This window comes from Prosthecobacter sp. (assembly GCF_044232965.1).
Classification (GTDB): Bacteria; Verrucomicrobiota; Verrucomicrobiia; order Verrucomicrobiales; family Verrucomicrobiaceae; genus Prosthecobacter.
Genome location: NZ_JBIIKX010000003.1, coordinates 131,359 through 155,909, shown reverse-complemented (window position 1 = coordinate 155,909; position 24,551 = coordinate 131,359). Strand labels below are relative to the sequence as shown.

The following is a 24,551-nucleotide window of genomic DNA, read 5'->3' as shown; positions in this document are numbered from 1 at the left end:
ACCTCGTTTGGACAGGAAACCGCCTGCCCATGGCATTAGTGGTCAGAAAATGACCATTTTTCGAACGTGGGCACGCCACTTTTGATGAGCTGAATCAGCCTTCGGTGAACTGGCCCATGGCGCGGAATTTCTGGTAGCGCTGCTCCAGCAGTTTCGCGGTCGGGATCTGGCCCAGCTCGGCCAGTGCGGCGAGCACGGCATCTTTGAGGGACGCGGCGGCCGCGGCATGGTCGTTGTGCGCTCCGCCGAGAGGTTCGGGGATGATGCCGTCGATGATGCCGAGCTTAGATAAGTCCTGGGCGCTGAGTTTGAGCGCGGAGGCGGCTTCGGGGGCATGCTCGCGATGCTTCCAAAGAATCGCGGCGCAGCCTTCGGGGCTGATGACGGAGTAGTACGCGTTCTCCATCATGAGAACACGATCTGCGATGCCGATGCCGAGAGCCCCGCCGCTGCCGCCTTCGCCGATGACGATGGCGATGACCGGCGTGCGCAGCGTCATCATCTCACGCAGGTTGAAGGCGATGGCCTCGGCGATGTTGCGCTCCTCGGCGCCGATGCCAGGGAAGGCTCCGGGGGTGTCGATGAGGGTGACGATGGGTAGGTTGAACTTTTCCGCCATGCGCATGAGGCGGAGGGCTTTGCGGTAGCCTTCGGGATGGGCGCTGCCGAAGTTGCGCAGCAGGTTCTCCTTCGTGTCGCGGCCTTTTTGATGGCCCATGATGGCCACGCGCTGGCCGCCGATTGTGGCGAAACCGGCGGGCATGGCGTTGTCGTCGCCGATGTGGCGGTCGCCATGGATCTCGACGAACTCGTCACAGCAGTGCTTGATGTAGTCGAGCATGTAGGGCCGGGCGATGTGACGGGAGATTTGCACGCGCTGCCACGGGTTGAGATTGGAATGAGTGTCGCGCTGCAGCTTGTCGAGCTTGGCTTCCTGGTCGGCGATCTGGGCGGCGAGCTTGTCGCTGGGCTTGGCGGCGAGTTTTTTTTGCAGATCCTCGATTTCCTCGCGGAGTTTGACGATGGGCTTTTCGAATTCCAAAACTTGTTTCATGGCTGGGCGGGAAAGGGTTTGAGGGTGATCACCTCACAAGGCTCAACTTTGAGCCTTTGCGGACAAGCGCAAAGAGTTCTTCGATGTCTTCGCGGCTGAGAAAAATGCCGGTTTCAGCGGCGGCGGAGGGCGCGGGGGCTGGCATGGCGTCTGGGGAGGAGCCTTTGGCGACGGCGGCCTTGGGTTCTTCGACGGGAGTGGCTTTCGCGACCGGCGGCGTGCGAATGATGACGCCGGCCTTGGTGCCGGAGATCCATTTCTCCGCCGCAGCGTAGTTGGGATCGGTGGAAAGGATGGTTTTGCCTTCATGGGTGGCGTTTTTACCAGCCAGCTCCATTTCCACCGGCAGGCGGGTGCCCGGTGGCAGGCGGACATCCTTCGCGTCATACACTTTAAAGAGGTACTCCTTGTCGCCGACTTTGCGCAGCAGCATCACCTGTTTGCTGGAGACATCGACGCCGAGGTGAAAGTCCATCGGGATGAGCGTGAGATGATCTCCGGGCTGGAGCAGGGTGCTCATCAGGCCGTTCATGCGGATGATGGAGTCCACCGTGGTGTCGTTTTTCGTGGCGATGCCCATCAGCGTGTTGCCCGGCTGCACGATGTAATCTTTCTTGCCCGCCTTGTGATTGTGCGAGTAGAGCTGGTCCATATTGATCTCGCCGATGATGCGCATGGCCTCGGGGCAGGCGGCGGAGTCAGGGAACTGGAGACGCAGCTTGTAGAGCGCGTCACGTCCTTCGTCGATCTTGCCTTCACGGATCAAATCGACTGCGGCCTCGAAACGGCGCAGGCCGGGATCGATGCGCGGGCGGTCCTTGCCCTTCATGGCGGCGATGTCCTTCTCCACCTGGCTCTCCTTGAGCAGGACGTTCATGTAAAACCACCAGCCAACGGACAACGCGCCCGCCACCAGGCCGACGGTGATGAGGAAGACAAGGATTTTGAGCTGGGCCTTGGCCATCGCTGAAAAAGTGTCACGCTCAGCCAAGGAGGCCGCGGCGCTTGAAGTCAAAGAGGTTGATGTTCTGGGACTTTTCGATCATCTCGACGGTGAATTTGAGCAGGCAGATCTCCCAGGAATCGTCCACGCCCTGGATCACCGCTCGCATCGGGTTGCCAGAGACGCGGATGTCATCGAGAAGCTTGCCGCAGACATGGTCCATCGACTCATGGACGATCTGCTCGGTGATCTCACCCTGACGAAATTTGAAGCCGTATTTGAGGATCGCCAGCTTGTGGAGGTTTTCGCGCAGGAAGTCGCCGAAGGCCGAGGCACCGGGTCCGAATCCCTCAAAATCGAAGCTGCCGGGCAGCTCAGGCCTCAGGATGAGCGGCTTTTCCGCCTCGATGCGGCCCTCACGGACGCGCACGGCGCCCACGGTGTCCATCAGCTCGGTGACGATCTGGAACTCAAACTGCGTGCTGCCAAAGGTGTCGATTCGGCGGTCCGGCTCGTGCAGAACTTGGGTGTTCTCCAGGGCGTATTGGATGTCGAACTCTGTGGGCATGAATGATTTGGGGTCGGCGAGAGTAGGCCGGTTGGGCCGGGGGGCCAGTGATTTCTTGGGCGTGGCTGCTTGAGCGTTCTTGACGCTCGCGCCGCTCATCCTCAAGATGGCGCGCCATGACCAACCGCCTGATCCTCGCCCTTCTTTCCGCCTGCCTGCCCGCCCTGGCGGTGGATGACTACAAGCTGGGGCCGCTTTCTCAGGAAAAGCCGGACGTGCCGAAGGGAAAGGTCATCCAGATGCCCGAGCATGAGTCCAAGATCTACGCGGGCACCAAGCGCGACTGGTGGGTCTATGTGCCGACGCAATACAAACCGGAGCAACCGGCCAACCTGATGGTTTTCCAGGACGGGCATGATTATGTGGGAGTGAAAGGCGCGTGGCGTGTGCCGGTGGTGTTCGATAACCTCATTGCCAGCGGTGACATGCGACCCACGATCGCGATTTTCATCAATCCCGGCCACAGCGGCGACACGAAGCCGCCGAGCGCGTGGAAGAACAACAACCGTAGCAAGGAGTACAACACATTGGGAAGCACCTATGCCACCTTCCTGCTCGAAGAGATTATCCCGCAGGTGCGGAAGGATTACCAACTGACCGAAGATCCCGAAGGCTGGGCCATCGCTGGAACCAGCAGCGGGGCGATCTGCGCTTTCACCGTGGCCTGGGAGCGCCCCGATAAATTTCGCAAAGTCTTCTCCACCATCGGTAGTTACGTCGATCTGGCGGGCGGGCATGTGTATCCCTCCATCATCCGCCTGACGGAGCGCAAACCATTGCGCATCTACCTGCAAGACGGCAGCAGCGATCTGGACAATCCCTTCGGCAACTGGCCGCTGGCGAACCAGCAGATGGCCAGGGCGCTCGAATACCAAAAATACGACCACACCTTCGTCTTTGGCGACGGTGCGCATAACAGCAAACACGGCGCGAGCCTCTTCCCCGAGGCGATGAAATGGCTGTGGCGGAAGTGAAAAAAACCTCCGACCTGTTTCCTGGCATATGCAAAATCCTATTTCCGCCAGTTTATGGGTGAAAGCAGGGGTATTGTTTCTAGTGCCCGCTCTCTTTCTTCAGAATGTGACAGTGGCAAACCAGTCATACCGGGAAGTTCTTATTGCTGCGTTGATCCTGACGGCTGTTGCTGATGTTTGCTTTTTTCGAGCCCTTCTTCGTGGTGGAGTGGTGATGCAATGTTTCTGTGTCTTGCTTCTTCTGCCGACTTTGTTTGTTGTTGCCGACTTTATTCGCAGGGCACCGGGTGCTTTTCGTTGATGGAGCGGCTTTTTGCTGAGTTCGCAATCGACCCTTGCCTTGACGTTTATGCCTGCGCGGTGCTTCATCCCACATGACCACCAAACACTGTCGCTGGGGCATCCTGGGTGCCGCTTTCATCGCTCGAAAAAACTGGCAGGCGATTCGCGATGCTGGAAATGCTATCTTAGTTGCTGTGGCGAGCCGCGATGTGGCGCGGGCGCAGACATTCATTGATGAATGTCAGGCCAGCGCACCGCATGCGGTCGTGCCGGAGGCGATGGGCAGCTATGAGGCGCTGCTGGCGCGGCCAGACATCGACGCCGTTTACATTCCGCTGCCGACAGGCTTGCGGAAGGAGTGGGTGATCAAGGCCGCGCAGGCGGGCAAGCATGTGCTGGTGGAAAAACCGGTCGGCTGCACAGCCGACGATGTCGCGGAGATCATCGCCGTGTGTGACAAGCATCGTGTGCAGTTCATGGACGGAGTCATGTTCATGCACGGTCGGCGTTTGCAGCACCTGCGTGGTGTCGTTGACAACGAGGTCGGCCCGGTTCGCCACATCGCCACGCAGTTCAGCTTCATGAGCGATGATGAATTTCAGCGCAGCAACATCCGCGCGCATGGCAAGCTCGAACCCCTCGGCTGCCTCGGTGATCTGGGCTGGTACTGCTTGCGCTTCACCCTCTGGGCGATGAACGAAATCGCTCCCGTGCAGGTGACAGGGCGAATTCATTCCGAAACCCGGCAAACGGCCGATTCCCCGGCGGTTCCACTCGAATTCTCTGGAACACTGACCTTTGCGGACGGTGCTTCAGCGTCATTCTATTGCTCCTTCACCACCGCAAACGCGCAGTGGGCCATCGTCAGTGGGGCCAAAGCGCTGCTTCAAGTCTCTGACTTCGTTCTGCCTTTTTCCGGCACTCAGACTCAGTTCAGTCTCACACGTTCTGCGTTCAACCTCGAAGGGTGTCGTGCCGACATGCATGAGGGCTCAGAGACGGTGGTGCTCAATGAGCCGAGCAACAACGCGCCCGGTTCTCAGGAGTCAGGCTTGTTCCAGACTTTCTCCCAACTCGTGCTCTCCGGCCAGCCCGATCCTCGCTGGCCGCAGATCAGCCTGCTCACCCAGCGCGTGCTGGACGCCTGCCTGCTTTCAGCCAGGAAAGGCTCCGAAGTGGTGAGTGTGTAGTCGGCACGAAGCCACCCAAGCCAGATGGTGGCTCAAGCGGGCCGCCTGAACCTTTTTGCCAGCGCAAGAATGCCGATCACACTCAGCGCATCGTTGATTTCCTCGGCATAGACTCGGCTCTCTGCCTCATCAAAAGGCATCCACAGAAAGCGTTCGTTATCTGTGGTGTCAGCGTCTTCCAGATGATCGGCGCAAAAAATGAAGGTTAGGTTCTGATAGGTGTCCAGGTCGGGTTGAAAATTGATCACTGGCTGCGGGTTGAGGCAGCGGATGCCAGTTTCCTCGAAACATTCCCGCACAGCGGCATCTATGGGTCGCTCACCTTTTTCAACGGCACCACCGGGGATCTCTGTGGAAAGTCGATTGGCGAGGAAGCGATATTGCCGTGTGAGAAGAATCTGATCGCCTCTGATGGGAATAATCGCGGCACGTATGCCCCGCTCCATGCAATAGTATTCTTTGGTGAACCCATCGAAGTGCGCCAGTTGCCGCCGTATGACTGTGTAAGGGTCGCGGTAAACTTCCTTTGCGGGATCGATGCTGCTTGGGAAACACAAGGTTTCGTGATTGGTCTGAGGCTGCATTGGAAAATGGCGGTGAGGCAGGCGTTCTGGTGCGCTATTGCCCAGTTTGACGGCGGGCCTCAGCCGCGCGCCCGTTCAAGCAGGTTCATCATTAGGAAGGACAGCAGCAGGGCCAGTTGCTCGCCCTCTTCGGCCTGTCCTTGCTGGGTCAGTCCAAAGCGGCCCTCGAACAAGGCGGGCTGCTTGGTTAGACGCAGCACGGGAGCGTTTCCCACCACCCGGCTGGCGATGTAGCTCGGATGCAGCATGTATCCGGCAAACATGCCCACGACCGGAATCCCGCTCACCAGACCATCCAGCATTTTGACCCACGGATTTTCCTCCTGAATGGAAAAAGTCGGCGAATGCTCATGCTGCGCAAAGACATCGTAATGCGCCTTCCAAAGCGATTTCATGCCACGTCGGCCGATGGCACCGAGCACTTCGCCGGTGGGCGATTTGAAGGTGTAACGTGCCGACCAGTCGATGATGCGGTCGGCTTCAATCGTCGCCACGAGCTGCTGCATCGTGTCATCGGTGAACACCTCCACCTTCTCCCGAAAGCGAAACAGCTTCTGCTTCACATAACAGATCGTCTTGCCGGTGGCGTCCGTCACATAGATCTGCGGAGCGAGGGCGATGAGCTTGAAGCGAAACGTGATCGGGTAGTTCATGAGGCCGCCAAAGTGGCGGCAATCATCGCGCTGACAAGCTCTCAAGCAGCGCCTTCGCACACGCCGCCGCAAATTCCGGCGCGTTGATCTCGCAATCCATCTCGATGAGCGGAATGCCGGGACGCAGGTGATTCTTGATCGCGTCAAACAACGCCGTGTCTGCCGCAGCATCGTGAAACGGCTTTCCAACAGCGCTGATGATGCTGATGGCCTTCAAAGGCAGCAGCACGGTCGCAGGTCTGCTATAGGCATTCACCTTCTCCGCGAGGATGCGGCCGAGTTCGGCGCATTCGGCGGCGTTGGTGCGCATGAGCGTGACCTGCGGATTGTGGATGTAGAAGGTGCGGCCCTCGAACTTCGCCGGAACGGTGCCGCGTTCGCCGAAGTTGACCATGTCGAGGCAGCCGGGCGTCACGATGGCGGGAATGCCCGCCTTGCCTGCTGCATCGAGTCGCGTCGGTCCAGCCCCGAGGATGCCGCCGACGAGTTCATCGGCCCATTCCGTCGTCGTGACATCGAGAACGCCCGCGAACATGCCGCTTTCGATCAGCGACTCCATGATCTTGCCACCCGTGCCGGTGGCGTGGAAGACGAGCACTTCGTAACCGGCGTCTTCGAGAATCTTTTTCGCCATGTTCACGCATTCCGTCGTGTTGCCGAACATCGAGGCGGCAATGAGTGGCTTGTCATCCGCCGCAGGCACCGCCGTTTCTACCATGCCGCAGATCGCCCCTGCCGCACGGGCCAGCAGCACGCGGGAGATGCGGTTCATGCCGCTGACATCGACGATGCTCGGAAACATCACGATGTCCTTCGTGCCGACGTACGGAGCCACATTGCCCGCTGCTAGCGTGGAGACCATGACCTTCGGGAATCCGACCGGCAGGGCCCGCATCGCCGCCGTGCCAATCGCCGTGCCGCCGCCGCCTCCGAGCGAGATCACGCCCTGCACCTTGCCGCTTTCGGCCAAGGCCGACAAAAACGCCGCCGCCGCACCGGCCATCGCCGTCACCGCCTCGCCACGGTCTTTGCGGGCCATGATGCCCGCGAGATCGACATTCCCCGCCGCCGCGACCTGTTCCCGCGTCACATCCGGCTTCACCTGCGGCGCTTCACCGCTGCCGGTGTCGATGAGCAGCGTCTGATGCCCGCGTGCGCGGATGATTTCCGCCACGTAGGCGTGTTCGTGACCTTTGGTGTCGAGCGTGCCGAGAACTGCGATGGTTGCCATGGTGTCAGGATAAAAGCGGGCGCAGGAAGAACAGCAACCGTTTCACACCAGCTCCTATCCGCCGTCCACCCTCCACCGCCCATTTTCCTTCCCCTCCGGCGTTGACCGGCCCTCCCCGCTTTGCATAGACAAAGTGCCCCCACCACCATGTCCAAAGCCGTCTTCCGCTCCATCCCCCTCCGCGATCTCACCGCTGACCAGCTTCTCGACCTCTCGAAGCGCATGAAGCTTTCGCTTTCCAAGGCGGACATGCTCGCGGTGCAGAAGATTTACCAGGATGAGGGCCGCGAGCCGACGGATGTCGAGATGGAAGTCATCGCGCAGACCTGGAGCGAGCACTGCAAGCACCGCATCTTTGGCGCGAAGATTTATCACACGCTCAATGGCCAGCAGGAGGTCGTGGACGGCCTCTTCAAGACCTACATCCGCAATGTCACCGAGGAGATTTGCAAAACGAAGCCCGACTTCGTGCTCAGCGCCTTCGAGGACAACGCGGGCTTTGTGAAGCTCGACGACGACAAGGCCGTCTGCCTCAAAGTGGAGACGCACAACCACCCCAGCGCCATCGAGCCCTACGCCGGTGCCAACACCGGTCTCGGCGGCGTGATACGCGACATCCTCGGCGCGGGCAAGGGCGCGAAGCCCGTCGCCTCGCTCGATGTGTTCTGCTTTGGCCCGCCCGACATCGAGCAGGATCAAATCAAGGCCAAGGACGTCATCCATCCGCTCGGCGTCATGCGCGGCGTGGTGCGAGGCGTGCGTGACTACGGCAACCGCATGGGCATCCCCACCGTCAATGGTGCGATCCAGTTCGATGACACCTTCATCTACAACCCGCTCGTCTTCTGCGGCACCGCCGGCATCATCCCGATCAAGGACATCGCCAAGGAAGTGAAGCCCGGCCATTTGCTCATCGCCGCGGGTGGTCGCACCGGCAAAGATGGCCTCAAAGGCGCGACGTTCAGCTCCGCCGAGCTCACCACCGACTCGCATGAGGAAGACCAGACCGCCGTGCAGATCGGCAATCCCATCGAGGAGAAAAAAGTCGCCGATTGGGTGCTCGCAGCCCGTGAGAAGGACCTCATTCAATTCGTCACCGATTGCGGTGCGGGCGGTTTCAGCTCCGCCGCAGGCGAAATGCTCCGCGATACCGGCGGCGAGGTGTGGTTGGAGAATGCGCCGCTGAAAGCGCCCGATCTCGAAAGCTGGCAGGTCTTCATCAGCGAATCGCAGGAGCGCATGGTCATCGCCATCGACGAGAAAGATCTGCCCGAGCTGCAGAAGCTCGCCGACATTTATCAGACCGAGATCTTCGTCCTCGCGAAGGCCGATGGCTCGCAGCGTCTCAAAGTCATGCATCACGGCACCACCGTCTGCGATTTGCACGTCACCGCGCTGCACGAGGCCCCGCGCCGCGAGATGCGGGCGAAATGGCGCACGCCGGCCGATGTGCAGCCCGCCGTGCCCGTGCGTCCGGAATCCTGGACCGCCACGCTCAAGACCTTGCTCTCCGATTTCTCCATCGTCTCCCGCGAGCCAATCATCCGCGAATACGACCACGAAGTGCAGGGCAACACCGTCCTCAAACCGCTCGCCGGTGCCGCTGGCGATTGCCCGCAGGATGGCAGCGTCATCCGCGTCGATGGCAGCTCGCAGCTCGTCTCCCTCGCCTGCGCCTTGCTGCCGGAGTGGGGCAAGACCGACCCGCATCTCATGGGCCGCGCCGTCGTCGATGAGTGCGTGCGTCAGCTCGTCGCCATGGGATCGAATCCCGACCGCATCGCCATCCTCGACAACTTCTGCATGGGCAATCCCGACAACGAGCGCGAACTCGGCGCCCTCGTCGAATGCACCAAGGGCATGGCCAAGAGCGCCATCGCGTATGGTGCGCCCTTCGTCAGCGGCAAGGACAGCTTCTACAACTACTTCGTCACCGACGAAGGCCCCGTCTCCATCCCCGTCACCCTCCTGCTCAGCGGCTTCGGCATCGTCGAGGACGCCAGCCACGTCGTCGGAGCCTCCCTGCGCCGCGTCGGCAGCAAGATCGCCGTCTTGGGCAAAGTCAGCGCCGGACTGCGTGGCAGCATCGTCGCCAAATACACCCGTGGCATCGGCCTCGACGCCGGCCCGTCCTTCGACGAAGCCGAAAGCATGGCCGCCTACCGCCGCTACTTCGACCTCGTGAAGCAAGGCGCCGTCCTCAGCGCCCACGACATCGGTGAAGGCGGTCTCGCCGTCGCCCTCGCCGAAATGGCCTTCAGCGGCAAAGCCGGCCTCCGCATCGCCACCGACAAGATGCCCGTCGCCGCCAGCGGCCTCACCACCGCCGAACTCCTCTTCGGCGAAACGCCCGGCCGCCTCCTCGTCGAAATCGCCCCCGAACACGTCGCCGCCGCCGAAAAAGCCGGCCTCACCATCATCGGCGAAGCCACCCGCGATCCGTATCTCTACATCTCCCACAACGGCACCACCTTGATCGATTCACCCATCGATCAGCTCAAGCCGCTGTGGAAGGATGGGCTAACGAAGTATTATTGAAAATCACCCGCATGAACTGATACCCCCAGCTTTTTCCTTTATTTCGGTTTATTCTGAGCATGGCGGCAGGATTCACTCTTGCCTCCTGCGCAACTGGCTACCACAAAACTGGTTTTACTGGCGGTCATTCTGAGACACAGCTGGCCCCAGATATTTTTCGCGTGAGCTTTTCTGGCAACGGCTTCTCCAGTAACCAGCGAGCTCAAGATCTTGTGCTGCTACGAGCTGCTGAATTGACGCTCAATCACGGATACTCCTATTTCATAGTCGGAGGGGAGTCTGATACCAGCGTGAATCAAACCGCTTATATGCCGGGGCATAGTTACACATCAGGATCGTTGAGCATGGTTGGAAGGTCGGCGATCTACTCTACCCAGACCACATATTTTCCCGGTATGAACATCGACATTTATAAGCCTGGCCAAGAGTTGCTGATTCAATGTTTAAGCCGCCGTCCTGACTCTGGAATGGTCTTTGATGCCTCATTTCTGTATTCGTCTTTGACGCAGAAGTATGGGGTTAAGTCCAAGCAAGGACCTATTGAACATAAGAAAACAAACGTGCGCCAACAAACAGTCGGTAGAGAGGCAAGTAGCTCAAAAGTTCAAAGCGCAGGTGGAACGCTGTATCTCGTCGAGTAACCCCGCTATTATCCTAAAGTATGACACATCAACTTAACATCCGAAGGATAAAACTGTCCCTGCGTCTTTTTCGACAAGGCATCATTATCAGCCTTCTAACACTATTTTCGGCTGGGTGTGTTGCTCCGCAAGCCACAAGGCCGACAACCGCGGAAATCCTTGCGCGGGCACCTAAAAAGCCGTCACAGGTGGAATTAGAGGCTTTTGATTGTGGCACAAAACCATCCTCGCCGTTACAAGGCATTCGACGGATACAGGAGAACCGTCTTCTCGATCCCTACAGTGCCCACATCGACGTTCTAACTGTAAGTCGCGGAGCGTGGCGCGAAGAAGATGTTCTGATAGATCCTTTGTCTCTTCCTGAAGACGCTAGGCGCATTCCTTTCGTGCTAGGCTGGGAGGTGGCCTATCGAATCAGAGCTAAAAATGCCTTTGGTGCCTATACCGGACCGACCTATCACTTGGCTTTCTTTCGCGGTGAGAAAATCATAGCGGATGACTCAAGAAGCAATGATGCGATCAATTCCATGATTCAATCTGCTGGCCACAACATCAGAGTTAATTAGAAGGTCGCCACGTCTTCATGTGTCCGCTAGGCATCCTTCAGAATGAAATTCCAGAGCATATAATCATTCATGAACTCGGTCACCTTGTTGTAGCTCACGAGCTGGGTGTTTTGATCAGCAGAATTGAGTTTATATGCGCCCCTCCAAATTACGCAGTTTCCCACTACACCCACAGCAATCAGCTTATTCCATCTTCGCCCCCCTAAATTATGCAATTTGACGGACTCGAAGCGATTTTTGTTAACGCAGTGCTGGTGTTCAAAGGGAATAAGGGGGCGTCTGATACCCCCAAACCTCCCCTGCTCAAAGCTGCCGAAACTCTCGGAATAAGCGCCGCTAAAGCCGAACAACTCGAAACGGCCAGTGTTGCACAATCTGGGTTCTCAAAGCTATGCAGTGTAGCAGAGTCCAAAACATGTTTAATCGTTGCCGCGTCTTTGATATTTGATTCTGGTGCCGCCAGTGAGGATTGCATGCTCAGGCTGCTAGAGCTTCGGAGGTTCCTTGAAATTGATTTTGCTGCGCTGGATGATGCGTTGCGACTGGTCCTCGGGAAAAGGCAGACCATTGAGGAATCCACTCAGGCCATTACGACCACAGCCGAACCCCTCACCGCTGGTCCATCAGCCCCATTCAAGACAATAACCATCGAATTTGCCGAAACAAAAGCTGGGTCGTTTCACGGCGCAATTTCCAAGGCCAAGAAAATTGGCGAGTTGCGCACTTTTAGGCGTGATAACCGCAACTGGTTCTCTGTGTCAGTTCCGCAACCGCGTCTGATTGATGTGATTCCCCTGGCAAATGAGATTGTTCTACTAAAGGCCAAGGTTCTACTCCTCGACGGAAATGAAATAGACTGGAATGAGTTTTTCCGTTTCGCAGGTTGTGCAACAACTCGCAAACGTGCATTCCGCAAGGTTGAGTACTGCTTTGGCAAAGGAGACCATCATCTAAATCCATGGGGATGCGTCTGGTCTGGCATGGGATGGAGTTCACATGGCGAAGACTGGATGCGCTTCGGCAGGTGGATCCATGGGCATAAAAATCCAGTTTGGGAGTTCGACAAAGCACAAATTCGGGAATTGCTGCTTCAGCGAATCTACCCAGCTCGGTTTTGTCCTCATTTGAACCTGCAATACATCGATGCGTTTTTTCGTGCGATTCCAGATCGCGTCGAGATCTACCAAGGAGGTGACTGGGAGTTTCAAATGGCCGACGATGCTGATCCAGATGCCCTGCACATTCGGCACACAATCGGGGTCGGCAAAGGTAAGTACACGACAGATATTTCAGTGAAAGGTGTCCGACCCGTGAGTCAGCGTCTATTAATGAGCTTGATTGAGCAAGCGTCCAAGGAGGTTGGAATGCCTGTGCCACAAGCCCATTTGGCTTTGCAACGTGGGGATCTGCCCAAACATTCACCAGGCGAAAAAAATAGCCTTCCCGAGTCCACGGGGCGGGTGACCGCTAGCATTTTCGGAGACCCACCTTTAACTCAAGAGTGACTTGCTCTTCCACCTTCGGCACGGGAAAAGTGTCTGTCCCTCTATCGCGTTTTCAGCAGTCGCACACTTTGCCATTCACATGCAAATGGGAGATCACTCAATCGCCTCAATGTTTGTCCACACCTCAATCGTTTCGCCACGCGGTCTGATTTTTACAAGCCCGAGCGAAGACTTCACCTCGACCACTTCCACTTTAAGCCCAGCCTTGAGGATAAAGACGAGGCCGGTTGCCAAAAGCTTTTTCAAAGCCTCTTCATCATCTTGCGCCCTGTACAATGCTGCCTTCTCAAAAAGTTCAAGTGACGTGGCTGCCAAGTAGCCTTTTACGGTAGTTTTTGGCGCGGCAATAATCTCTGTCGAAATTCCAAACAACAAAACTAGAGAGAGTAGTATGGTAAAACTGGAGCGGTTCATGGTGTGCAATTTTAGTCGTTTTTGATTCAATTTGGCAAGATGTAACTGCTGAAAACAGCGTCTTGAGGACGACGTCAGGTCATCAAATTGACAATCCCCACTCCTCGGATGCTGTGGCTGAATCTCTGGCACCTCCAGAGCCATGCAGACCGCCGAGACCGTGGCATCTCCCTTTCATCTCGGCGGCTTGCTCGCATCTGACGGCATCCAACCGACCCGTCCTCAACGCGGAGTCCTTCCACGCGACTGAACACATCCGTGGGGTTCGTCATAAGTGTCCATTCGTGTTGGTGCGAGATGACGGCGGTCCGCGTGTCCTGCGGGCCGATCACCTTGCCCAGCTCTCCCATTCCTTCCCTGAGAACCAAGTGGCGCGGAGGCATGATTTGGGTGCCTCAATAGCTCATCATTCTTGCGCCGCGCTTTTGGGCCATGGCTGCCTCGGCCGCCTGGATGAGCGTCGTCAGGTGCTGGTCGGAGGGCTGAACCCTGGCGGCTTTCTGGTAGTGGTCGAGGGCGCGGTGAGGCAGGCCGCTCTGATAATACACGAGGCCGAGCGCCTTGTGGGTCTGAGGGTCGTTGGGCATGGCTTTGAGGATTTCCCGGAACACGCCGACGGCTTCATCATACCGGCCCACGCCTGCGAATCCCAGGCCGAGGGTGAAGGCTACGGTCGGCTTGGTGGCGGCGGTGTTGTCCATTTGAATCAACTGCAGGGTGGTGTCCAGGGACTCCTTGGGCCGGTTGAGGCGCAGGAGTGAGTTGGAGAGGTTGAGGATGCCGTTTTGGAAGCGGGGCTCGATTTTGAGCGCGGCGCGGTAGCATTCCACGGCCTTGTCGTCCTTGCCGTTGTTGGAGTAGGCGGCCCCCAAGTTCCCCCAAGTGCGGAATTTACCGGGGCTTTTGGCCACGGTGTCCTTCCACAGGATCTCGGCGGTGCTCCAGAGGGTGTTGCGATCGACGGTCCGCCAGGCGAGCAGCGTGGTGGCGATGAGGACAAGGGCGACCGGCACGGCATGGCGCAGCCAGACCGCCCGCGCGGGCAGCACGCCGCGCAGGCAGTCCAGCAGGCAACACACCAACACAAAAATGCCGACGGAAGGCAGGTAGGAGCGATGTTCGGCCATCATGTCCGGCAGTGGCACGAGGCCGGAGGATGCGGCGATGGTGACAAAGTACCAGAGCGTGAACACAAAGCCCATGGCGAGACGCACATCGCCACGAAAACGCCGGTACAACCAACCGGACGCCGCCACCAGTCCCAGCAGCACTCCCAGCGACATCAAGACCGGTCCCTGCCAGAGGGATTCGTACTTCGGCCACTGCGGGTCGAGGTTCAGGCCAAACGGCCAGAACATGAGCCGCAGATAGTGGGCGAGCACGGTGAACTGGGTGAGGATGTAGTGCCAGTGATTGATCGCGGAGTCGCGTGAGTTGACGATGTTGACCGAGGCGCCCCAGTCAAAAGAGCCGCCGTTCTGGGCGGTTGCGGTGAGAATGACCAACACGGGGATGAGCGGTGCGCAGAGCAGCAGCGGCAGCGATCGGAACAGCGCGGAACGAAGGCGTGAGCGCAGCACCAGCCAGTCAATGAGCACCGCCATGAAGGGCACGGCGAAACTGCATTCTTTGGTCTGCATGGCGAGGAGCAAGGCCAGGACGGCTCCGCCGCGAAGCGCCCACACGGCGGCGCGAGAACCTGCCGACAGGGAAACAAACCACAGCCAGAGGCAGAGCAAGGAGAAGAAGGCCGCCAGCGAGGTGAAGCGCTGGATGACGTAGGTCACAGACTCGATGGCCAGAGGATGCGCGGCAAAAAGCAGCGCGGCGGAGGCGGAGATGAACACCGCTGATCCGCTCCTGAGGGTGGATGCAAAGCGGCTGAGCAGTGTGTGCAGCAGTGCGTAAACCAGGACGCTGTTCAGCGCATGAATGATGATGTTGAAGACACGGTACCAGCGCGGATTGAAGCCGTCGAGCGCGTGGTTCAGAGCAAAGCTGGCGTAGGCGACGGGACGCAGGATGAAATTGACGGCGTAGTCGGGATCAGATCCCATGCGCGCCGGGCGATTGGCGAACTCCTCGAAGTTTGAGAGATAGCTGAACTTGTTGGGATCCTGGAAGATGGGGTTGTCGATCAGATAGGTGTAATCGTCAAAAACCAGGGGGAAGTCCTTGGTCCAGGCGTACATGCCCGTGCAGAGCGAAAGCAGCACGGCGACGATGGCGGCATGTGTCCAGCCTGATGTTTTCCAGGTGGCTGGCGCGGCCGGCAGGTCAGGCTCCTTGTCGGCTTCAGACGGAGCGGTCATGACGGCCATGGTTTGTGCGACAGACTGAGGCTTGGAGGTCTTGCGGTGGCGTTTTGACATGATATGGCGTTGATTATTTTGCCATTGTGTCTGAAACGCCGTGCTTTGGGCAAATGACAAGCCCTGTCATGACGAGCGCCACACCCATGCCTTCAGAGCAGCGGCATCAGGCACCATGATCCCGCACCCACTGCCCGGCACGGAGGTACAACTCCGCCGCACTGCGCAGTTGGAGCTTCTCCTTGATGCGGGCGCGGTAGGTCTCCACCGTTGATTCACCGAGGGCGAGGGCCTGGGCGATCTCGCGCGTGCTTTTGCCGCGTCCGAGCATTTGGAAGACTTCCAGCTCGCGGTCCGCCAGTGTTTCCATGCCTGTGATTTCGGGCGAGGAGCGCTTTTGCGTCATGCGTTCCAGCAGCCTGGCGGTCATCTGCTTGCTGGCATAAACATCGCCGTTCATGACGCAGCGGATGGCTTTTGCCACCTCGGCTGAGGCCTCGTTTTTGGTGATTTAGCCCTTGGCCCCGGCGCGCAGCGCACGCTCGGCATAGAGCTCCTCGTCATGCATGGAGAGAACGAGCACGCTCACCTCCAGCCCCTGGGCCTTGATGTCCTTGATGAGCTCCAGGCCGCTGGAGCCGCGCAAGGTGATGTCCACGATGGCGATGTCCGGGTGTGTTTCATGGATCAGCCGCATGGCGTCGCGGATGTTGTCGGCCTCTCCGCAGACGGACATGCCGAGTTCGCGGTTGATCAACTGTCCCAGGTGCTCGCGGAACATGGGATGATCCTCAACGAGGAGGATTTTGCAGGCGCTGCCGGGTTTGAGGGCATTCTTATTCATGGCGGTGTTCATGGGGATGGTGGGGGCACAGGAAGAAGGCAGGTCACCGAAGTGCCGCCTCCCGCACGGGGTTGGATTTTCAGATGGGCACTCAGAATCTGGGCGCGGTAACGCATGGTTCGCAGACCCATGCCCCCGCCGTTTTTCTTTTTGGCTTCAAGCATGCCGACGCCATCATCATCGATTCGCAGTTCCAGGTTTTCTGGCGTGAGATTCAGCGTGATGACGATCTCCCTGGCCTGGCCATGCCGCACCGCGTTGGCCACCGCCTCCTGGGCGATGCGGTAGAGATGCATGGACGACTCGGGATTGTCCAGATGGACCTCCGATGACTCCTCGAAGCGGATGTTCACACCCGTCAGACGACTGGTCATCCGTGCTAGGTCGGAAAGTGCCGTGGAGAGGCCGTTGCGGTCCACATGCACAGGGAAAATGCCGTGCGCCAGATTGCGCGCCTCCAGCACCGCCTGCTGGATGGACTCCTCGATCATGACGGCGTCCTGCTCCGCCGGCTGGCCTTGCGCTCTTAAATCATCCGCCAGCACACGGGCCGCACAGCCGATGGCGGCCAGATGCTGGCACAGGCCGTCATGCAGGTCTCGCCCGATGCGCTGCTGTTCGCGCTCGCTGACGCTGACGATGTCCTCCTCCAACTGACGTTGCTCCTCCAGCATGCGGATGCGCGCGTCATCCGCCTCCTGCTTGTTGCGCACCGCCATCACGGCGAACACCACGACGCCAAAGTAGAACTCACGGTTCACCAGCGCCCACAAGTAACCCAGCATCGTGATGTAGGGGTGAGTGTCCAGATTGGCAAACCACCAGGCCACGCCGGCCAGGGCGGTGATGAAAAGTCCGGATTTGATGCCGATCCACCAGACGGCCATGACGATCGGCACTGCATAAAAGATGAACAGGCTGACCTCCCAGCCGGTCACGTCGTCCAGCCAGCCCATGAGCAGGGTCAGCAGGGTTGGCGGTATCAGGGCCAGCCACCACGGCTGGTTGCGCATGACCTGGGTCACCAGGTTCAAGGCGCTCCGCTGCCTGGGCTCGGTGTCTGTCCGGGTCAGCACATCTGGGGTTTCAATCGTCATTTTCTGGCTCCTCCTGCGCCCACCATAGTCAAAAACTCACGGTAATCCCGGATGTAATCCTCCGGCTCATACGGGCGCGAGGCCAGCACCAGCAGCACGGAGTCGGCGGAATGCAGATGCTCCGTGGCCCACACCATCGGCGGCACCAGCACACCGAAGGTCGGGCGGTTCAGGCAGAACTCCTCGCGGTTTTCACCGTCATCGACGCGCAGATGGCACTCGCCATGCACGCAGATGAGAAACTGGGCGCACCGGTGGTGCGCGTGCTCACCGCGTGTCTGCTCGTTTGGGATCGCGTAGGTCAGAAAGTAGCGCTGCGGTGTGAACGGCAGGTCGTCTGCGAATTCTCCCGCCGTCAGATGGCCGCGGATGTGATCCACCACATGACGCATCTCGTACAGTCGCACGCCGCGCACGGAGCAGGTCTCGCAGTGAGTCTCACGGATCATGCCGGCCTCCCTTCATGCTGAATGACCGTGCGCACCAAGGACTGCGGCTTTCCAGAGACAGTTAAAAACGCGCGCCCCACATACTCGCCGATGATGCCAAGCATCAGCAGTTGAGCCCCGCTGAACACGGCCAGCGCTCCCATCAGGGAGCCCCAGCCGATTTGCCGCTGGCCCACCCAAAATGTCTCCACCAGCACCTCGGCCAGAATCACCGCCCCGAGGGCGCACAGGACCAGGCCCAGCACGCTCGCCAGCCGCAGCGGCATGACGCTGAAATCAAACAGCAGGCTCATGGCCAGACGTGCCAGCTTGCGCGGCGTGTAACCGCTCCTGCCGTGCGTCCGCTCCGCGTGCGCCACCTCCAGCCGGGAGATGCGGTTCGTCGCGCCGAGGATCAGCCCGTCAATGTAAGGGTAGGGGCCGCGATGGGCGGTGATGCGCTCGATCAGCTCGCGCCGCAGCGCCCGGAAGCTGGAAAGGTAAAGGTCGCGCGGCTTGCCCAGCAGAAAGGTGGCGCACAGGTTGGCCAGACGGCTGCACAGGTTGCGCGGCCAGGAGTGTTTTTTTTCCGCATAATACGAGTACACCACCTCCGCCTCCGATTCGCGCAGATGGGCCAGCAGTTTGAGCGCCTCGGCCACCGGATTTTGCAGATCATCGTCCAGGTTCACCACGAACCGGCCGCGTGAGCGGCGGTAGGCCTCCAGCACTGCCGCGTGCTCGCCAAAATTTCGCGCCAGCTCCACCAAAATCACCGGCACGGGAAAGTCGGACAGCACGCGCTTCGCCGCTGCGAACGTCCCGTCCATACTGCCATCGTCCACCAGCACCAGTTCCCATGTCTCCGTCAGTTTCAGGGTGCGGAAGGCGTCCAGCAGCAGGTACAAAGCCTCGCCAGTGTTGTGCAGCGGCACCACAAAACTCACGTCAATGGCAGCGTCATCGCTCACAGGACAGCTCCTTCCGCCTGAATGGGTTTTCGGGCCATCGCAAACACCGAGGAGCCCCAAGGAATCCGCAGCAGGCGGCACAGCCACGCATCAAGATTTCCGACCACGGTCAGAACGTGGTTGAGCCAGACCGGCGAAAGAATCAGGTCTGAAGTGGCGGCTGACAACTCAGTCTCCGGCAGGCGGCGGCTCATGCGGCGCCATGCCAGCAGCGGCAGAAAAAGCCAGGCGTTCCAGTAGTGTGTCATCACGTCATTGAGGCTATGACGGTGGAGCATTTGGCGCACATGACATGCCTTGTAGCGTCTAGTGCCACAAACCGCCACATCATGGGCTCCGCGCAGGCATTCAAAGGCCGGTAGATTGAGCACTAGCAGACCGCCCGGCCGCAGCACCCGGCGCATTTCAGTCAGCGCCCGCGTCTCCTCGACGTTCGTGTGATACAGCACATCCAGACTCAGTACGACATCAAAGGTGTCGCTGGCATAGGGTAGATCATGCACCGAGGCTTGCCGCACCTGGCTCAAGCCGCGTGCCAGGCAATGACGCACGGCCAGTTCCGAGGCATCCACACCCTCCAAATCAAAGTGGGGGTGCTTTTCGCGTAGAAACGCCAGCATACCGCCAGTGCCGCAGCCTGCGTCCAGCAGATGTGCCCTCGGGGGCAGGGAGGCACATGTCAGCGCGCTCATCACCTGACGGCGCAGCACCGCATGCCACCAGTGGCGGTCCTCGACGTGGCGCAGAATGTTGTACTCGGCGGCTAACATGAGGGCGGCAGGGTTTCGATCACCTCGCACACGGCGTTCACGGCTTCTTCGCTGAGGTGCGGGTGCAGGGGCAGGGACAGGACGGTTTCAGCGGCTGCTTCAGCCGTCGGAAACGTGGAGTTGGCCCCGAAGGCAGGCTGCTGGTGCAGTGGCACGGGATAATGTACTGCCACCGGGATGCCCGCGTTTTCCAGATGTCGCAGCAGCGTGTCCCGTCGCTCACAACGCACGACGTATTGATGAAACGCATGCTCGCAGCCACCACGCACGGGCGGCGTGGTCAGCCGGCGGTTGGAGCCCAGACGTGCGTCGTAAAGGGCGGCCAGTCTGCGCCGCTGGTTCACACTTTCTCGCAGCCAGGGCAGTTTCGCCCGTAGCAATGCCGCCTGCAGCTCATCGAGCCGGCTGTTGACGCCGTGAATCGCGCTCACCTGCCGCTCACGCCATCCATACTGGCGGATCAGGCGCAGTCGCTCTGCCAGTTCGCGGTCATCCGTCGCCACCGCGCCCGCATCTCCGCAGGCGGCCAGGTTTTTCGTGGGGTAGAAGCTGAACGCCGCCATTTTTCCCAGCGTGCCGGTCATGCGCCCGTGCCACTTCGCGCCATGCGCCTGGGCGCAGTCCTCCAGCAGCGTGATGCCATGCTCGTTGGCCACGCGTTGCAGGTTCAGCCAGTCCGCCGGATGCCCGTAGAGATGCACCACCAGCGCCGCTTTCACACCACGCCCTACAGGTGAGCGCAGCAGGTTGTCCAGCGAGTCTGGACAAAGTGTGAACGTGTCTTTATCGATGTCCGCAAACACCACTTCCGCCCCGCTGCGCATCACACCGGACGCCACCGCTGAAGGCGCGAACGCCGGCACCACCACGCGGCTTCCAGGCCCGATGCCTAGCGCCCGCAGCATCACCTCAATCGCGTCCGTGCCGCTGCCCACGCCCACGACGTGTTTCACGCCGAGAAAGGTGGCAAACTCGCTCTCAAACGCCGAAACCTCGGCTCCCAGGATTAGCCTGCCGCTGTCGAACACCCGCTGCATCGCCTCGTGCAACCGCGCCTGATGATGAAGCTGATCCGCGTGAGGGAAGGCGGGAAAAAGAGGGCTGGCAGGGTGGTGGGTCAAAACACCGCCATTTTCCCCGGCCACCAGTCCTGTCGCAAATAACGCCACATGTGGCGCGGCCCGCCACAGGTCTGCCGTTCTCTGCGGGTGCTTGCGCCGGTGGCGGTGTCTGCTAAGCATCCGCCCCCATGAAAATTCTCGTCACAGGCAAAGGCGGCCGCGAGCACGCCCTCATCACGGCTCTCAGCGAATCGCCCCAGAAGCACGAACTCTTTGCCTATCCCGGCAGTGATGCCATCGCCTCACTTGCGACGCGTGTGGACGTGCCAGGGTTGCCTGAACTCATCGCCTGGATGCAGAAAAACGGCATCGACCTCTGTGTGGCGGGCGAGGAGGCCTGGTTGGTCAAGGATCGCGGCCTGGCCAATCTATGCGCCGAGGCGGGCATCCCGTGCTGGGGGCCGCTGAAGGAGATCGCGCAGTTGGAAGCCTCCAAAACCTTCGCGAAGAAGTTTTTGCAGCGTCACGGCATCCCCACGGCCGGTTTCACCATCTGCACCAACGCCGCCGAGGCCAAGGCCGCCCTCACTGAGACGCCCATCGTGCTGAAATTCGACGGACTGGCTGCCGGCAAAGGCGTGGCCGTTTGCACGAGCCAGGAGGAGGCGGAACTCTTCATCGACGACGTCATGGAAAAGCGCTGCTTCGGCCCCGGCGACCTGCTGGTCGAAAAATGCCTCACCGGTCCGGAAATTTCCGTGTTCGCGTCGGTTTGCGACGAGTCCTATCAAATCCTCATGCCCGCCCGCGACTACAAACGCATTCGCGACAACGACCAGGGTCCCAACACCGGCGGCATGGGCGCCGTGGCCTCGCTGGAGCTTGCGGAACCGGCGTTGATGCAGCGCATCGAGCGCGAGATCGTGCAGCCCACCGTGCAGGGCATTCTCAAAGACGGCCTCAAGTATCGAGGCTTCCTCTATTTTGGCCTCATGCTCACGCCCACCGGACCGCAGGTCATCGAGTACAACTGCCGCTTTGGCGATCCCGAGGCCGAGGCCGTGCTGCCCATGCTGCGCGGTGATTTCGCGACCTATGCGTTGGAGGCCGCGAAGGGAAACTTGCAGCCCGATCTGATCCAGTTCGCCCCCGGTTGGAGCATTTGCCTGATCTCTGCCAGCGCCGGTTATCCCGCCTCATCGCGCAACGGCGATGTGATCAGCGGCCTGGAGTCCGTCAGCGGTGCGCGTGTGTATCACTGCGGAACGAAGCGCAATGCGAGCGGTCAGTTTGAGACCAACGGTGGCCGCGTTCTCGCCATCGTGGCGCAGGGATCCACGCGGGTCGAAGCGCGCGACAAGGCGTATGCCGAAAGCGCGAAAGTGACGTTCGACGGCATGCAGCGCCGTTCAGACATCGGCAGGATGCACTTCGAGTAACCAATCACTCGCCTTGCAGCGTCCGTGCCTGCTCCACGATGGAGTTTGCCGCTTCCGTTTCATCATTCACGACCTGGGTCGCGCCAAGGCGCTTCAGACGGTCCACATCCGAGCTGAAACGCGCTCGGGCCAGCACCGGAACATCCGGACGCTGCTCGCGCACGACGGCCAGCGCCTGGGCGTTGACCGTGGCGTCTGGAAAGGTGAGTGCCACGAGCCTGGCATGCTTCAGGCGTGTCAGTTCCCACGTTTCCTCATGGGAGGCGTCGGCGAAGAGCACCGGCTGCCCCTGCCGCTGGAGACTGTGCACGGTTTCGGCATTCAACTCGACCACGAGCGTCTGCACACCGGCGTCGAGCAGCGCCTTGTTGAGTTTTTCACCCACAGGGCCATGCCCGCAGATGATGGCATGGCCTGACATGCCCGCCACGCGCTGTCGCAGGCTGCCACCGTCAAATTTGACCGGCTTTCCACGGCCCCAGCCGCGCTTGACCAGCCAGTCTCCGAGCGGCTGACCGAGTTTGAGCAGAGCAGGGAGCAGGCCCATCGAAAAGGCGCTGGCCACGAGCAGCGTCTGCTGCGTTTCGACGCTCCATAGCTGTGCGGCACCGGCCTGCTGGAGCAGCACCAGCGAAAACTCCCCCGCGCTGCACAAACCGATGCCCGCCATCAACGACTGGCGATGCACCAGCCCGAGGCGGCGCGCGATGAGCGTGATCACACCGGCCTTGAGGAGCATTAGCACCGCAGTCAGGCCGCAAATCGGCAGCCAGAGCTGCATGGCGGCCTTCAGGTCGATCATGAGGCCCACCGAGACAAAGAACAGTGTGAGAAACAAATCCTTCAACGGCATAACGTCCGCGAGGATGCGATGTTTGAAGATGGACTCGCTCACCGCCAGTCCTGCCACAAACGCGCCGAGCGCCAGCCCCAGGCCGAGCAAGCCGCCGACGAAGGCCAGGCCGACGCAACTGCCGATGACCGAGAGTGTGAACAGCTCGCGGCTGCGTGTTCGTGTCACCGCATTCAGCACCCAGGGGATGCCCCAGCGTGCCGCCACCCCGGACAGAACGACAAACGCTCCGCCCCGCAAGGCCAGCGAGCCAAGGCGTGGCAGCAGCGCGGTGTCCTCGCCCGGCTGCGGCAGCAGCAAGGGCATGAACAGGAAAAACACGATGATGAACAGGTCCTGGAAAATCGCCACGGCCAGCGCCATGCGTGCGCCTGGACTGGCTTCGAGGCCGAGATCTTGAAAACTCTTCAAACTCACGGCCGTGGAACTCATCGCCAGCGCCACGGACAGGATGACCGCCGCCTGCCACGGCAGGTGCATCAGTGTCGAGGCGACTCCGGCGAGCAGCATGCACAGCCCCATCTGCCAGCCGCCGCCCACAAAGGCCAGTCGGCGCAGGAAACGCAGCTCCCCGAGTGAAAACTCCAGCCCCAGCGTGAACATCAGCAGCACCACGCCGAACTCCGCCATCTGCGAGACTTGCTCATGCGATTCACCGCCGCCCAGCAGGCCCAGCACGCCCGAATTGGCAATCAAAATGCCGCAGATGAAATAGCCCGCCAGCATCGACTGCCGCAAGCGCAGCAGCAGCAGCGACACCAGCACCACGCCCGCCAGCATCAGCGCCAGCAGCGCGAACAGCGGCGGGATCGCGTCTGATGCGGCTAGCACAGGCGAAAGTTGCATGAGTTTCAGCCGGCTGCCTTCACATAGAGGCCGTTGGACCACAGGCTCTCGCCCGAAGCCGTGGAGGCCGTCTCATAGCAGCCCACGAGCGTGTAGCCGAGCTGGCCGAGGAAATCATGCAACTCGGTGAAGCCGCCCTGGCCCTGGTAGAGCTGTTTGAAGTTCATTTCGGTGAAGATCAGATGAATTTTGCCCTCTTTGAGCAGCTTGCTGCCGCCTTTGAGAATCGCCAGGTCGTAGCCCTCGGCGTTGATCTTGAGCACATGCACATCGCTCCAGCCCTGGCGTGGCACATAATCATCCAGGCACTGCATTTCCACGTCGATGAATGAATCGGGCGAAGAGCCGGCCTCCGGCTCCTCCAATTGAAGGAAGGAGTTGGTCTCGTGGTGGGCGCGCAGAAAGAACCGTGCCATTTTTTTCTCCGGGCCAAAGGCCAGCGCGTGCGCCTTGGCATGCGGGAATTTTTCCAGGTTCCTCTGCAGCACCTCGCAGCTCGCGGGTGTCGGCTCATAGCAGTGAACCTCGGCCTGCGGGAAGCCCCGCGCCAGACGCTTGCTCGTCTGGCCTCGGTTCGCGCCGACGTCCATGATGATGCGCGGTGTGATGCCGCGTGCTTTCAGGATGTCCGCAGCGTCATCAATCCAGTCCAGACCGAAGACCGCGCGGTACTTGCTCTTTTTGCAGATCTGCACGCCTGTGGGGCGCAGCAGCTTGTTGAGGAGTTGGATGAAGGTCACAGTGCGAGGATGATGGGCGTTAAAAGTGGGGATGAGGCGCGGCCATC

General features: G+C 60.0%; 25 protein-coding genes. 8 read left to right on the top strand and 17 right to left on the bottom strand.

Annotation, left to right across the window (positions count from 1 at the left end; all coding sequences use genetic code 11):
• Positions 1 to 94: 94 nt before the first annotated feature.
• From ACILSI_RS02495 to ACILSI_RS02485, 3 genes are read right to left on the bottom strand one after another with little or no spacing between them, the layout of a single operon-like run.
• A complete protein-coding gene (locus tag ACILSI_RS02495) occupies positions 95 to 1,054 on the bottom strand; it encodes an acetyl-CoA carboxylase carboxyltransferase subunit alpha (protein ID WP_395720254.1) in 960 nt (319 codons plus the stop codon).
• Positions 1,055 to 1,082: 28 nt separating this feature from the next.
• Positions 1,083 to 2,018 (bottom strand): LysM peptidoglycan-binding domain-containing protein, encoded by a 936-nt coding sequence (locus ACILSI_RS02490; RefSeq protein ID WP_395720253.1) that lies wholly within the window; start codon positions 2,016 to 2,018, stop codon positions 1,083 to 1,085.
• Between the two features lie 19 nt (positions 2,019 to 2,037).
• The gene (locus ACILSI_RS02485; RefSeq protein WP_395720252.1) at positions 2,038 to 2,565 is read right to left on the bottom strand and encodes a hypothetical protein; all 528 of its coding nucleotides are present in this window, start codon (positions 2,563 to 2,565) and stop codon (positions 2,038 to 2,040) included.
• 116 nt (positions 2,566 to 2,681) lie between these two features.
• Between ACILSI_RS02485 and ACILSI_RS02480 the strand changes: the two genes are divergently transcribed.
• The 3 genes from ACILSI_RS02480 (at position 2,682) to ACILSI_RS02470 (ending at position 5,011) form a co-directional block, all read left to right on the top strand.
• Positions 2,682 to 3,539 carry an alpha/beta hydrolase gene (locus tag ACILSI_RS02480; protein WP_395720251.1) on the top strand — a complete coding sequence of 286 codons (858 nt, stop codon included), beginning with the start codon at positions 2,682 to 2,684 and terminating at the stop codon, positions 3,537 to 3,539.
• 28 nt (positions 3,540 to 3,567) lie between these two features.
• Positions 3,568 to 3,840, top strand: a complete 273-nt coding sequence (locus tag ACILSI_RS02475) for a hypothetical protein (protein ID WP_395720250.1) — start codon at positions 3,568 to 3,570, stop codon at positions 3,838 to 3,840.
• A 73-nt stretch (positions 3,841 to 3,913) separates the two neighbouring features.
• Positions 3,914 to 5,011, top strand: a complete 1,098-nt coding sequence (locus tag ACILSI_RS02470; RefSeq protein WP_395720249.1) for a Gfo/Idh/MocA family protein — start codon at positions 3,914 to 3,916, stop codon at positions 5,009 to 5,011.
• A gap of 32 nt (positions 5,012 to 5,043) precedes the next feature.
• Here ACILSI_RS02470 and ACILSI_RS02465 read toward each other — a convergent pair whose 3' ends face one another.
• Genes ACILSI_RS02465 through ACILSI_RS02455 form a run of 3 tightly spaced genes read right to left on the bottom strand, consistent with a single transcriptional unit; the run spans position 5,044 to position 7,479 of the window.
• On the bottom strand, positions 5,044 to 5,595 hold the full coding sequence (locus tag ACILSI_RS02465) for an NUDIX hydrolase (RefSeq protein WP_395720248.1): 552 nt from the start codon (positions 5,593 to 5,595) through the stop codon (positions 5,044 to 5,046).
• Positions 5,596 to 5,654: 59 nt separating this feature from the next.
• Positions 5,655 to 6,248 (bottom strand): hypothetical protein, encoded by a 594-nt coding sequence (locus ACILSI_RS02460; protein ID WP_395720247.1) that lies wholly within the window; start codon positions 6,246 to 6,248, stop codon positions 5,655 to 5,657.
• Positions 6,249 to 6,270: 22 nt separating this feature from the next.
• A complete protein-coding gene (locus ACILSI_RS02455; protein ID WP_395720246.1) occupies positions 6,271 to 7,479 on the bottom strand; it encodes a Tm-1-like ATP-binding domain-containing protein in 1,209 nt (402 codons plus the stop codon).
• A 147-nt stretch (positions 7,480 to 7,626) separates the two neighbouring features.
• Between ACILSI_RS02455 and purL the strand changes: the two genes are divergently transcribed.
• From purL to ACILSI_RS02435, 4 genes are all read left to right on the top strand, one after another.
• A complete protein-coding gene (gene purL, locus ACILSI_RS02450; RefSeq protein ID WP_395720245.1) occupies positions 7,627 to 10,017 on the top strand; it encodes a phosphoribosylformylglycinamidine synthase subunit PurL in 2,391 nt (796 codons plus the stop codon).
• 50 nt (positions 10,018 to 10,067) lie between these two features.
• Positions 10,068 to 10,658, top strand: coding sequence for a CC0125/CC1285 family lipoprotein (locus ACILSI_RS02445; protein ID WP_395720297.1), 591 nt, complete (start codon positions 10,068 to 10,070; stop codon positions 10,656 to 10,658).
• Positions 10,659 to 10,678: 20 nt separating this feature from the next.
• Positions 10,679 to 11,224: a hypothetical protein gene (locus ACILSI_RS02440; RefSeq protein WP_395720244.1), complete on the top strand. Its 546-nt coding sequence runs from the start codon at positions 10,679 to 10,681 to the stop codon at positions 11,222 to 11,224.
• Between the two features lie 209 nt (positions 11,225 to 11,433).
• On the top strand, positions 11,434 to 12,729 hold the full coding sequence (locus ACILSI_RS02435; RefSeq protein WP_395720243.1) for a hypothetical protein: 1,296 nt from the start codon (positions 11,434 to 11,436) through the stop codon (positions 12,727 to 12,729).
• Positions 12,730 to 12,822: 93 nt separating this feature from the next.
• Here ACILSI_RS02435 and ACILSI_RS02430 read toward each other — a convergent pair whose 3' ends face one another.
• From ACILSI_RS02430 to ACILSI_RS02390, 9 genes are all read right to left on the bottom strand, one after another.
• The gene (locus ACILSI_RS02430) at positions 12,823 to 13,143 is read right to left on the bottom strand and encodes a hypothetical protein (protein ID WP_395720242.1); all 321 of its coding nucleotides are present in this window, start codon (positions 13,141 to 13,143) and stop codon (positions 12,823 to 12,825) included.
• 395 nt (positions 13,144 to 13,538) lie between these two features.
• Positions 13,539 to 15,515: a tetratricopeptide repeat protein gene (locus tag ACILSI_RS02425; protein ID WP_395720241.1), complete on the bottom strand. Its 1,977-nt coding sequence runs from the start codon at positions 15,513 to 15,515 to the stop codon at positions 13,539 to 13,541.
• Positions 15,516 to 15,621: 106 nt separating this feature from the next.
• A complete protein-coding gene (locus ACILSI_RS02420; protein WP_395720240.1) occupies positions 15,622 to 15,939 on the bottom strand; it encodes a response regulator transcription factor in 318 nt (105 codons plus the stop codon).
• 27 nt (positions 15,940 to 15,966) lie between these two features.
• Positions 15,967 to 16,299 carry a response regulator transcription factor gene (locus ACILSI_RS02415; protein WP_395720239.1) on the bottom strand — a complete coding sequence of 111 codons (333 nt, stop codon included), beginning with the start codon at positions 16,297 to 16,299 and terminating at the stop codon, positions 15,967 to 15,969.
• An 8-nt stretch (positions 16,300 to 16,307) separates the two neighbouring features.
• A complete protein-coding gene (locus ACILSI_RS02410; RefSeq protein WP_395720238.1) occupies positions 16,308 to 17,396 on the bottom strand; it encodes a sensor histidine kinase in 1,089 nt (362 codons plus the stop codon).
• Complete coding sequence (locus tag ACILSI_RS02405; protein ID WP_395720237.1) at positions 17,393 to 17,845, bottom strand: sugar 3,4-ketoisomerase; 453 nt, start codon at positions 17,843 to 17,845, stop codon at positions 17,393 to 17,395. Before ACILSI_RS02405 ends, ACILSI_RS02410 begins: the two co-directional genes overlap by 4 nt.
• Entirely contained in the window at positions 17,842 to 18,762 is a 921-nt protein-coding gene (locus ACILSI_RS02400) for a glycosyltransferase (RefSeq protein WP_395720236.1), read from the bottom strand. Before ACILSI_RS02400 ends, ACILSI_RS02405 begins: the two co-directional genes overlap by 4 nt.
• A 29-nt stretch (positions 18,763 to 18,791) precedes the next feature.
• Entirely contained in the window at positions 18,792 to 19,565 is a 774-nt protein-coding gene (locus ACILSI_RS02395; RefSeq protein WP_395720235.1) for a class I SAM-dependent methyltransferase, read from the bottom strand.
• Positions 19,559 to 20,686, bottom strand: coding sequence for a DegT/DnrJ/EryC1/StrS family aminotransferase (locus tag ACILSI_RS02390; protein ID WP_395720234.1), 1,128 nt, complete (start codon positions 20,684 to 20,686; stop codon positions 19,559 to 19,561). Before ACILSI_RS02390 ends, ACILSI_RS02395 begins: the two co-directional genes overlap by 7 nt.
• Before the next feature lie 128 nt (positions 20,687 to 20,814).
• Between ACILSI_RS02390 and purD the strand changes: the two genes are divergently transcribed.
• Positions 20,815 to 22,065, top strand: coding sequence for a phosphoribosylamine--glycine ligase (gene purD / locus ACILSI_RS02385; RefSeq protein WP_395720233.1), 1,251 nt, complete (start codon positions 20,815 to 20,817; stop codon positions 22,063 to 22,065).
• A gap of 4 nt (positions 22,066 to 22,069) precedes the next feature.
• Here purD and ACILSI_RS02380 read toward each other — a convergent pair whose 3' ends face one another.
• On the bottom strand, positions 22,070 to 23,764 hold the full coding sequence (locus ACILSI_RS02380; RefSeq protein WP_395720232.1) for a cation:proton antiporter: 1,695 nt from the start codon (positions 23,762 to 23,764) through the stop codon (positions 22,070 to 22,072).
• A 5-nt stretch (positions 23,765 to 23,769) separates the two neighbouring features.
• The gene (locus ACILSI_RS02375) at positions 23,770 to 24,504 is read right to left on the bottom strand and encodes an FkbM family methyltransferase (protein WP_395720231.1); all 735 of its coding nucleotides are present in this window, start codon (positions 24,502 to 24,504) and stop codon (positions 23,770 to 23,772) included.
• Between the last annotated feature and the right edge of the window lie 47 nt (positions 24,505 to 24,551).

Bases quoted from the DNA above. Each gene is read 5' to 3' on its own strand.
- ACILSI_RS02495 (WP_395720254.1), bottom strand. From the start codon at position 1,054: ATGAAACAAGTTTTGGAATTCGAAAAGCCCATCGTCAAACTCCGCGAG.
- ACILSI_RS02490 (WP_395720253.1), bottom strand. From the start codon at position 2,018: ATGGCCAAGGCCCAGCTCAAAATCCTTGTCTTCCTCATCACCGTCGGC.
- ACILSI_RS02485 (WP_395720252.1), bottom strand. From the start codon at position 2,565: ATGCCCACAGAGTTCGACATCCAATACGCCCTGGAGAACACCCAAGTT.
- ACILSI_RS02480 (WP_395720251.1), top strand. From the start codon at position 2,682: ATGACCAACCGCCTGATCCTCGCCCTTCTTTCCGCCTGCCTGCCCGCC.
- ACILSI_RS02475 (WP_395720250.1), top strand. From the start codon at position 3,568: ATGCAAAATCCTATTTCCGCCAGTTTATGGGTGAAAGCAGGGGTATTG.
- ACILSI_RS02470 (WP_395720249.1), top strand. From the start codon at position 3,914: ATGACCACCAAACACTGTCGCTGGGGCATCCTGGGTGCCGCTTTCATC.
- ACILSI_RS02465 (WP_395720248.1), bottom strand. From the start codon at position 5,595: ATGCAGCCTCAGACCAATCACGAAACCTTGTGTTTCCCAAGCAGCATC.
- ACILSI_RS02460 (WP_395720247.1), bottom strand. From the start codon at position 6,248: ATGAACTACCCGATCACGTTTCGCTTCAAGCTCATCGCCCTCGCTCCG.
- ACILSI_RS02455 (WP_395720246.1), bottom strand. From the start codon at position 7,479: ATGGCAACCATCGCAGTTCTCGGCACGCTCGACACCAAAGGTCACGAA.
- purL (WP_395720245.1), top strand. From the start codon at position 7,627: ATGTCCAAAGCCGTCTTCCGCTCCATCCCCCTCCGCGATCTCACCGCT.
- ACILSI_RS02440 (WP_395720244.1), top strand. From the start codon at position 10,679: ATGACACATCAACTTAACATCCGAAGGATAAAACTGTCCCTGCGTCTT.
- ACILSI_RS02435 (WP_395720243.1), top strand. From the start codon at position 11,434: ATGCAATTTGACGGACTCGAAGCGATTTTTGTTAACGCAGTGCTGGTG.
- ACILSI_RS02430 (WP_395720242.1), bottom strand. From the start codon at position 13,143: ATGAACCGCTCCAGTTTTACCATACTACTCTCTCTAGTTTTGTTGTTT.
- ACILSI_RS02425 (WP_395720241.1), bottom strand. From the start codon at position 15,515: ATGTCAAAACGCCACCGCAAGACCTCCAAGCCTCAGTCTGTCGCACAA.
- ACILSI_RS02415 (WP_395720239.1), bottom strand. From the start codon at position 16,299: ATGAATAAGAATGCCCTCAAACCCGGCAGCGCCTGCAAAATCCTCCTC.
- ACILSI_RS02410 (WP_395720238.1), bottom strand. From the start codon at position 17,396: ATGACGATTGAAACCCCAGATGTGCTGACCCGGACAGACACCGAGCCC.
- ACILSI_RS02405 (WP_395720237.1), bottom strand. From the start codon at position 17,845: ATGATCCGTGAGACTCACTGCGAGACCTGCTCCGTGCGCGGCGTGCGA.
- ACILSI_RS02395 (WP_395720235.1), bottom strand. From the start codon at position 19,565: ATGTTAGCCGCCGAGTACAACATTCTGCGCCACGTCGAGGACCGCCAC.
- purD (WP_395720233.1), top strand. From the start codon at position 20,815: ATGAAAATTCTCGTCACAGGCAAAGGCGGCCGCGAGCACGCCCTCATC.
- ACILSI_RS02380 (WP_395720232.1), bottom strand. From the start codon at position 23,764: ATGCAACTTTCGCCTGTGCTAGCCGCATCAGACGCGATCCCGCCGCTG.